Source organism: Psychromicrobium xiongbiense (assembly GCF_030271165.1).
Taxonomy (GTDB): domain Bacteria; phylum Actinomycetota; class Actinomycetes; order Actinomycetales; family Micrococcaceae; genus Renibacterium; species Renibacterium xiongbiense.
This window is the reverse complement of the sequence record NZ_JASSZH010000035.1, coordinates 20,300-28,906: the sequence shown is the minus strand read 5'-3', so window position 1 is coordinate 28,906 and position 8,607 is coordinate 20,300. Positions and strand designations below refer to the sequence as shown.

At 63.6% G+C, this 8,607-nt stretch carries 6 protein-coding genes and 2 tRNA genes; 3 read left to right on the top strand and 5 right to left on the bottom strand.

All coding sequences use genetic code 11. From position 1 onward, the window contains the following. Nucleotides 1-177 precede the first annotated feature (177 nt). Nucleotides 178-825: a DUF6318 family protein gene (locus QQM37_RS12360; protein WP_285727915.1), complete on the top strand. Its 648-nt coding sequence runs from the start codon at nucleotides 178-180 to the stop codon at nucleotides 823-825. Continuing rightward, a complete protein-coding gene (locus QQM37_RS12355; protein ID WP_285727914.1) occupies nucleotides 825-1,760 on the top strand; it encodes a hypothetical protein in 936 nt (311 codons plus the stop codon). The genes QQM37_RS12360 and QQM37_RS12355 overlap by 1 nt, the downstream gene beginning before the upstream one ends. Before the next feature lie 166 nt (nucleotides 1,761-1,926). Here QQM37_RS12355 and QQM37_RS12350 read toward each other — a convergent pair whose 3' ends face one another. After that, nucleotides 1,927-3,234, bottom strand: a complete 1,308-nt coding sequence (locus QQM37_RS12350) for an MFS transporter (RefSeq protein WP_285727913.1) — start codon at nucleotides 3,232-3,234, stop codon at nucleotides 1,927-1,929. A 32-nt stretch (nucleotides 3,235-3,266) separates the two neighbouring features. After that, complete coding sequence (locus QQM37_RS12345; RefSeq protein WP_285727912.1) at nucleotides 3,267-4,499, bottom strand: M20 metallopeptidase family protein; 1,233 nt, start codon at nucleotides 4,497-4,499, stop codon at nucleotides 3,267-3,269. Nucleotides 4,500-4,617: 118 nt separating this feature from the next. Here QQM37_RS12345 and QQM37_RS12340 point away from each other — a divergent pair, with 118 nt between their 5' ends. After that, nucleotides 4,618-5,670, top strand: a complete 1,053-nt coding sequence (locus tag QQM37_RS12340; protein ID WP_285727911.1) for an Lrp/AsnC family transcriptional regulator — start codon at nucleotides 4,618-4,620, stop codon at nucleotides 5,668-5,670. Between the two features lie 105 nt (nucleotides 5,671-5,775). On the opposite strand, the gene QQM37_RS12335 is transcribed toward QQM37_RS12340, so the two are convergent. The 3 genes from QQM37_RS12335 to QQM37_RS12325 all read right to left on the bottom strand — a co-directional run bounded on the left by QQM37_RS12335 (nucleotide 5,776) and on the right by QQM37_RS12325 (nucleotide 8,415). After that, nucleotides 5,776-5,849: transfer RNA gene (locus tag QQM37_RS12335), tRNA-Met, on the bottom strand. Between the two features lie 62 nt (nucleotides 5,850-5,911). After that, nucleotides 5,912-5,983 (bottom strand) — tRNA-Thr (locus QQM37_RS12330). 101 nt (nucleotides 5,984-6,084) lie between these two features. Then, nucleotides 6,085-8,415 carry a DEAD/DEAH box helicase gene (locus tag QQM37_RS12325; RefSeq protein WP_285727910.1) on the bottom strand — a complete coding sequence of 777 codons (2,331 nt, stop codon included), beginning with the start codon at nucleotides 8,413-8,415 and terminating at the stop codon, nucleotides 6,085-6,087. Nucleotides 8,416-8,607: the final 192 nt, after the last annotated feature.

The window sequence follows — 8,607 nt, the reverse complement described above, 5'->3', positions numbered from 1 at the left end:
CCACCCTGCACCTGGAAACTTATCCACATTTCTGTGCAAGGGCTGTCATTTTGCTCTGATATGACCCTAGGGTGGACTCAGCCCACTAGACCATCCAATGGGCTAACCCGGAAGGTGGACCCGATGGCAGGAACACAACGACGTACGGCAAGGCATGATGCGGCGAGGACGCGTTCGATGACGGCCGGGTCTTGGCAGCGCGCAGGCGCCGTAGTGGCATTGACGGTGATCCTGTGGTTACTGGCTGGCTGCTCTGGTGGCTCGCAACCCGCTCCACCCTCGCCTGCTCCGGCATCTCCATCGGCATCCCCTACCGCATCCACCACACCCACGACGACGGCTGCGGCTGTGCCCTACAAGCCAGCGGACGTGAACGGGCCGGCGCAGAACGTGCCGAAGCCCGTGATGCCTGCAGAGGCGAAAGAGTTCACGGAGAAAGGTCTGGAAGCCTTCGTTCGATATTGGTACACCGTCTACAACTACGTTGTAGAAACAGCGGACCCTACGCCCGGAGACCCACTGATGGCACCGGAGTGCAGCGACTGCTATCAGCTTCTCTACAGCTTCAAAGATGCAGCAGCTAAGGGCCAGTGGACCATTGGCAACAGCGCACGAGTTGACGGCATCAAGCCCTACTTCCAGGTCGGTTCCGGAAACGACCATCAGGCACTCGTGCAATTTGCCCTGCTTCCGGGCCAAGTTGTAGGACCTGAGCACCAGGTCCTCAAGGACTATCCGTTGGTCCCTGTCAAAGCCAATGTGTACATCCTCCGCTTCGAGAGCGGACACTGGCTCATTTCCGCCATCGGAAAGCCTGTGAACTGATGAAAGCGTCAAGAGAACGGGGCGCTGCAAGTATTGTCATCGCTGCCCTCATCAGCTTCGTCCTCCTTCAAATCTGTGCCTCACCGGCCCTCGGTGCTGGCGATATTCCTGTTGAAAGCGGCTTCCGAGAGGACGGAGTTGCGGCAAGGAGCTACCACCAACTTCCCGGAACCAGTGTATGGACCGCGTCCGGGGTCGTCGTTCCCGAGCCCGCGGACGTGTATCGCTTCGAGGTGCTCTGTCAGGCAGACACCCAGAACAGCGGTGACACGAATGCCTTCTGCCAATCACAACTGAAATCAAACTGCACAGCAGGAACCAACGGCACTTACGTCCAATGGTTCTCAGCCGCCAAAGGGTTCGAGCCACCCCTCTGGCAAAAAGCAGGCACCCCGACCTGCGTCTACGACCAAAAACCCGTCGACATCCTGGAACAGATCGCAGCCCAGATCCAGGCAGAGTTCGCCAAACAACCCATCAACGGCGGAACCCTGACCTCACAGCCAGGCCCGCACACCGTGAAGGGCTGGGACACGAACTTCACCGTCACCGCCACCAAACAATCCTTTGACCTGACCCTTCTGGGCCAGAAAGTCCACATTGATGCAACCCCGGTCGCCTACACCTTCACCTACGGCGACGGAACCACCCAAGGGCCCCAGGCCAACCCCGGATACGCGTTGAAGGATGACTACATCGGCAACACCCCCACACCCCCCAGCCACATCGACCAGGACACCCTCGACTACACAGCCAATGTGTCCACGACGATCACCGGAACCTACACCGTCAACGGCGGACCCCCCCGAACCAACCCAGGACAAGGGAACATCACCACAAACCCCGTAACCCACAATGTGTGGAAATCCGGCAAACCCCCAGTCCACCACACCAGCACCCAAAACCCCAAGTCCTGGGGCTGCCCCGGCACCTAAACCCGACCACCGAAAAAACCACAGGCAAGGTGCGCGCCAGCCTCCGCACCTCCACTAAGCGGGCCATGAACGGCTACCCGCCGTCATCGAGTGTCCATTCACACACATGGCAAAGCGCTGCGACTATGCGGGAATGGACACTCGATGCAAGCAGACATTCAGACCCTCAGACCGTCAGATCCTTGCCCCTGGTCTCTGGAAGCCGCACCACCACCAGCATGGAGATGAGAACCATCACCACCGCATAGGCATTGAACATCCACGGCGCTTTGACCACGTCGGTGAACAGGGTCTGCAGGTACGGAGCCGTACCGCCGAATGCCGCGACAGCAAGGGCATAGGGAATTCCGACGCCGGCCGTGCGGAGCTTGGCCGGGAAGAGTTCAGCGTAGACCGCCGGGCCGATAGCCGCACCGGCTGCGATGAAAATCAGCATGACGGACATGGACACGAAGAGCTGCCACACCGAGTCCTTCATCAGCCAGGTCATCGGGAAGTGCAGCACCGCGCAACCCACACCGCCGATCAGCAGCACGGGCTTGCGTCCTATCCGGTCGCTCAGCTTGCCCCAGAAGGGCAGCGCCACCAGGAACACCGCATTCGCGCCGAACCCCGCCCAGAGCGCCTGCCCGGGATCCATCTTCAGACTGGTGGCCGCATAGGTCGGCGCGACGATACCCCAGACGTAGTAAATTACCGTCAGACCCACCGTCATGCCGATCACCTGGAACGCCTGCTTGCGGTGCGCCACGATCTCCTTCATCAGCGCTCCGAAGCTCTGCTTCTGCCCGGCGAATTCCTCGAACGCCTCGGTCTCCGGCATCCGTGCCCGCATGACCAGCCCGTAGAGTCCCATCAGCGCCCCAAGGATGAACGGAAGGCGCCAACCCCACGCCGCCATATCAGCTTTGGGAAGCAGCACCGCGAGTACCGCGCCCAACAGCGCCCCCAACATATTTCCTATGGTGCCGGAGACATAGATCAGCGTGGCCCAGAAGCCGCGCTTCTCGCGCGGGGCCATCTCTGCCAGATACGTCTGCGACGACGGCAGCTCGCCGCCATGCGCCAGCCCCTGAATCAGACGCGCCACGACCAGCAGAAGCGAAGCCAACGCTCCCACCGCCCCGAACGTCGGGGTCACACCGATCAGCAGGCTCCCCACCGCGGCCAGTGCCACCGTCAGGGTCATGGCGTTCTTCCGCCCGAAGCGGTCACCCACCCAGCCGAAAATCACCCCGCCGAACGGGCGTGCCACGAAGCCGACGGCGAAGATCGCCAGAGCGGAGAGGATGGCCGATGTCGGGTCGGCTGGGTTGAAGATCTGCTTCGAAAAATAGGGGGCGAAGGTGGCGTAGATCGCCCAGTCGTACCATTCGGCGGCGTTCCCGATGCCGGTACTGATCAGCGTGCGGCGCGCGGAAACCTTGGGCGGGCCACCAGGGGCTTTGCGCGCGGTGGAGGGGTTGGCTGTCATGGGAATCTCCATCGAAAAGAGGCCGGTGAGAGTCAGCGGGAGGCCAGCTGAGCAGTCTTGGTGAGGGCGAGGTGGGCATAAACCGCCGCGCCGTCGGCGAGAACGGCGTCGTCGAACGTCGCGAAGGGGGAGTGATTGAAGGCGCTGGTGGCAGGGTCGACGCCGGCAGGCACGGCACTGAGCCCGATGAAGCTTCCGGGAACCTCCGCGAGCACGCGGGAGAAGTCCTCCGAACCGCTCAGCGGCTGAGCAAGGCGCGTATGCCGGTCGCCGAAGAGTTCGGTGATGGCAGATTCGGCGAACTCCGTCTCGGCAGCGTCCGTGATGGTGAGTGGGTACTCCGTGAGATACCGCACCTCCACCTCCAGACCGTGGGCATGCGCGATGCCTTCCAGAAGGCGCGGAATGACCTCCTGCATACGCGCCTGGCTGGCATCGGAGAAGGTGCGGATGGTGGCGTCGAACTCGGCGGTGGCCGGGATGACGTTGCGCTTGGTTCCGGCGGCGAGGCGGCCGACCGTCACCACCACGGGATCGAACATGTTGAACTGGCGGGTGACCATAGTCTGCAGGGCCAGGACCATCTCCGCCGCCACCGTGACCGGGTCCTTGGCGGCGTGCGGCGCCGATCCGTGCCCACCCGCACCCAGCACTGTGACGAGGAGTCCGTCCGAGGCGCTCATCATGACGCCCGGCTTGGTCACGAAGCGGCCGTGCGGCTCCATTGACGAGAAGACGTGCATGCCGAACGCTGCATCGACCCGGCGCCCGGCGGCCTCCAGCACACCCTCACGCACCATGACGGAGGCGCCGTCGTAGCCCTCCTCCCCCGGCTGGAACATGAAGACCACATCGCCAGCCAGCCGATGGCGGCTGTCCGCCAGGAGGGTCGCTGCGCCCAACAGCATAGAGGTGTGCAGATCGTGGCCACAGGCGTGCATCGCCCCATCCACGCGGGAGGTGTAGCCGACCCCGGTGCGCTCCTGGACCGGAAGCCCATCCATGTCGGCCCGGAGCAGGACGGCGGGGCGCTCCCCCGCACCATCGGCAGTGGAGCCACCCGTACCCGCGATGCCCCGCAGCACCGCCGTGACCGACGTGGTATCGGTTCCGGTGGACACCTCCAGGTCGAGCCCGTCCAGGGCGTTGAGAACCTTCTCCTGGGTGCGGGGCAGATCCAGGCCGATCTCCGGCTCCTGATGGAAGGCGTGCCGCCACTGGATGAGCTGATCCTGCACATCGCGCGCCGCGTCGATCAATGCCACGTTTTCTCCTTGTTCGGCGTTCAGGGCGCCCCGATATGGGCCACACCACAGATCATGCTTGACGGACAGTATGCAGACAGAACTATTACCAAGAGGTAAAACTGCAATAATCTCTCACATGGAACCATTCGGACAGCTGATTCCCTCGTCTCAGGTTCCTGGCGGGAAGCTTTCTGAAGACGATCTGCTGCTCCTGAACGCGCTGCAGATCGCTCCGCGCGTCTCCTGGATGGACGCCTCCGAGATTCTCGGCACCCATCCAGCCACCCTCGCCCGTCGCTGGGCGAGGCTCCGCTCCTCCGGTCTCGCCTGGACCACAGCGCACCTGAAAGGCGACCCATCGGTGCTGGCTCTGGCGTTCGTCGACGTCGAATGCGAACCGGGGCGCCGGGACGCAGCAGTAGCTGCTCTCTCGGTCATCCCGGAGGTCCAGACCATCGACGTCGCCACCGGCCGTCCCGACCTCGCCCTGACCGTGGTCGCCCGCTCTCTGGTGGAATGCACCGAGCAGGTACTCCCGCGGGTTGCCTCCGCGCGGGGCGTCCTGGGGATCCAGAGCGAGCTCTGCACTCGGCTCTACACCGGCGGCCATTCCTGGCGGCTGGCGGCACTGGAGCGCGATCAGATCACCGCCTTCACGCAACTCGCTCGCGTCGATCCCGTCACGGACCCTGTATCGCCAGCCGCACTCGACCTCCTGCCGCTCCTGGCCCACAACGGACGGGCCGGCGCAGCAGACATGGCCCGCGAGCTGGGACGCAGCCCCGCAACGGTCCACCGCCAGTTGTCCAGGGTGCTCGGCAGCGGACTCCTCTCCATTCGCTGCGAGGTGGCACAAGTACCGGCAGGCTACCCGGTGGCCTGCCGCTGGCTCGCCAAAGCACCGGCAGGTCGCCACGCCCAGATGGCCGCCTCGCTAAGCGGGCTCCGGAATGTTCGCCTTGCCGCCTCCACCACCGGGCGGACCAACTTCATCATTCTGATGTGGCTGAGAACGGTGGCTGACGTCCTCACCGCAGAGCTCACCCTTCAGGAGCGGATTCCCGAGATTGAGCTGGTCCGCAGCACCGTTATGATGCGCAGTGCCAAGCGCGTGGGCTTCATGCTCCGACCAGACGGCACGGCCACCGGGGAGATGGTTGCTGTCCCAGGGTTCCTGGATCAGGAGTAGTCGAGCCAGCCCATCCGCTTGCAGATTCAACGCCCAGCGCTCAGAAAACCACAGAAGCCCCCGGGTTCTTGCGGACATTCACAAGAACCCGGGGGCTTCCCTCGGTAGCGGTGCCGGGACTCGATCCCGGGACCTCACGATTATGAGTCGTGCGCTCTAACCAGCTGAGCTACACCGCCAAAATGAACGTGGCTCGTGCCATGTCGGCCAAAACCGTCCTGACACGAGCCCGCTCATTGCGAGCCCCCCACCGGAATCGATCCGGTGACCTCGTTCTTACCAAGAACGCGCTCTACCACTGAGCTAGGGGGGCAACGAATGAATACTCTACCAGTGGTTTTCCGAGGTGTGAAATCGAGATTTCGCACCTCGGAAAACCTTCCGGATCGCACTCATTCAGCGGGCAAAGACCGACTAGCGGTTGCCCTGTGAGCCCCAGCGAGGCTTGCGCTCTCCCCGGTTCGCTCCACGATCCTCGGAGCCGCTTCCGCGGTTCTCAAAGCTGCCTCCACGGTTCTCGGAACGACCACCGCGATCATTGCGAGGGCCACCGGAGAAACGATCGCTGGATCCACGACGTTCAAAGCCACTGTCCCGACGGTCGCTGGAATCGCGGCGCTCATACCCACGGTCGTGGTTCTCGCGACGCTGGTAGCCGCCTTCGCGAGGACGGTCGTCGCGGTTGCCCTGGTAGCCGCCACGCTCATTGCGGTCGTTGCGGGGACCACCGGAGAACCCGCCGCCACCGAAGCGTCCACCACGGTCACCGCCACGATCCGGACGATCATTCCCGCGGTTGCCCTGCCAGCCGCCGCGATCGCCGCGGTCGGCACGCTCCGGACGGTCGCCACGGTCGCTGTTCGGCTTGCGGCCCGTATCCAGCTCCAGGTGAATCGGCTCGCCACCGATCCGGGTGCGGGACAGTGCACGCCACTGATCTTTGCTCAGTTCCGCAGGGAGCTCCACCAGGGTGTGATCCGAGCGGATGTCGATGCCGCCGATCTGCGAGGAGGAGAACCCACCCTCGTTGGCCAGCGCGCCCACAATGGAACCGGGCATCACACGATGACGGCGCCCCACCGCAATGCGGTAGGTCGCGTTACCCTCGGTGACCGAGCGGGTCGGGCCACGGGAGCCGAAGCCGTCCTTATTGCGATCCCGTTTCTGGAACTCGGGTGTGCTCGGCAGATCCTTGACCAGCAGCGGTTCCCCGCCCTGAGCCATCAGGGCCAGTGCAGCAGCGATCTCCACCGCCGTCACATCATGCTCTGCTTCGTAGCCAGCCACCAGTTCGCGGAAAGTCGAGAGATCCTCGGATTCCAGCGTCTCGGTGATGCGCTCGGCAAATTTGCCCAGGCGCAGGTTGTTGATGGTCTCCGCGGTAGGCAGGTGCATCTGCTCCACCGGCTGACGGGTCGCCTTCTCGATGGCCCGCAGCAGGTACTTCTCCCGCGGGGTCATGAACAGGATGGCATCACCGGAGCGTCCGGCACGACCGGTGCGCCCAATACGGTGAACATAGGACTCGGTGTCATGCGGAATGTCGTAGTTGACCACCAGGCTGATCCGCTCAACATCCAGGCCACGGGCGGCAACATCGGTGGCGACCAGCACATCGATCTCGCCGTTGCGTAACGCCTCGACGGTACGCTCGCGCTGCTGCTGCGGGATGTCGCCGTTGATCGCCGCTGCGCGGTGACCGCGGGACTTGAGCTTGTCCGCCAGTTCCTCGGTGGCCATCTTGGTCCGCACGAAGGCGATCACGCCGTCGTAGTCTTCCACTTCAAGAATGCGGGTCATCGCATCCAGCTTGTGCGGGCCCATGACCTGCAGGTAGCGCTGACGGGTGTTCTCGCCCGTGGTGGTCTTGGCCTTGACGGAGATTTCAGCCGGCTCATCCAGGTACTTCTTGGCAATCCGACGAATCTGCCCGGGCATCGTGGCAGAGAACAGGGCAACCTGCTTGTCCTCAGGAGTCTCGGCCAGGATCTGCTCGACGTCCTCTGCGAAGCCCATCCGCAGCATCTCGTCAGCCTCATCCAGCACCAGGTAGCGCACAGTGGACAGGTCCAGCGAACCCTTGGCGATGTGGTCGATGACGCGGCCCGGGGTACCCACAACGACCTGGGCGCCACGGCGCAGACCGGCCAGCTGCGGGCCGTAGGCGGAACCGCCGTACACGGGCAGAACAGTGAAGTCATCCAGGTACCGGGCGTAGGAGGTGAAAGCCTCCGCCACCTGCAGCGCCAGCTCCCGCGTCGGTGCCAGCACCAGCACCTGGGTGTCCTTGGAGGGACCCTCCTCGGCAGCCCGCTCGGCCATCAGGGACAGGGCCGGGATGGCGAAAGCAGCGGTCTTACCGGTGCCGGTCTGAGCGAGGCCGACGACGTCGCGACCTTCCATCAGCACAGGAATAGTGGCGGCCTGAATGGGCGAGGGCTTCTCATAGCCGACGGCGTTCAGCGCCTTGAGGACGCGCGAGTCAAGACCGAAGTCCGCGAAGCGCGGGCCCTGATCTGCCTCTTCGGCTACCTCTTCAGCTTTGTCCTCAGCAGGAACGTCATCGGAGCCGGACTCCTCGGAAACGGGCTCGATGGCGTCATCGGACTCAGCGACCTCAGCGGTCGCCACCGGAGCGGACTCCTCAGTGGGCTGAACCTCAGCTGCGGGAGCTACGGGCTCACTGATCTGTTGTTCGTCAGCCTCGGTGTTGTCAATAGTGTTGTCAGTAGGATTTTCGGACATGGGAATGCACCTCGCACTCGGGACGCCGGTGCAGGATGCACGACGACAGGTTAGTCACCTACGGCTATCCCTTGGCACCAGCCCGCTCGCAGCGGGGCCCACAACAAACACTCCTGCCTCAACCATTGGGCAGGAAGAAACTACAGAAGAAAAGGGATTCCGTAAGAAAGGTCTCAACCATTCTACGGCATA

What these genes read in the sequence shown, in the direction of transcription:
- QQM37_RS12350 (WP_285727913.1), bottom strand. Translation starts at nt 3,234, where the DNA reads ATGACAGCCAACCCCTCCACCGCGCGCAAAGCCCCTGGTGGCCCGCCC.
- QQM37_RS12340 (WP_285727911.1), top strand. Translation starts at nt 4,618, where the DNA reads ATGGAACCATTCGGACAGCTGATTCCCTCGTCTCAGGTTCCTGGCGGG.
- QQM37_RS12325 (WP_285727910.1), bottom strand. Translation starts at nt 8,415, where the DNA reads ATGTCCGAAAATCCTACTGACAACACTATTGACAACACCGAGGCTGAC.
- QQM37_RS12360 (WP_285727915.1), top strand. Translation starts at nt 178, where the DNA reads ATGACGGCCGGGTCTTGGCAGCGCGCAGGCGCCGTAGTGGCATTGACG.
- QQM37_RS12355 (WP_285727914.1), top strand. Translation starts at nt 825, where the DNA reads ATGAAAGCGTCAAGAGAACGGGGCGCTGCAAGTATTGTCATCGCTGCC.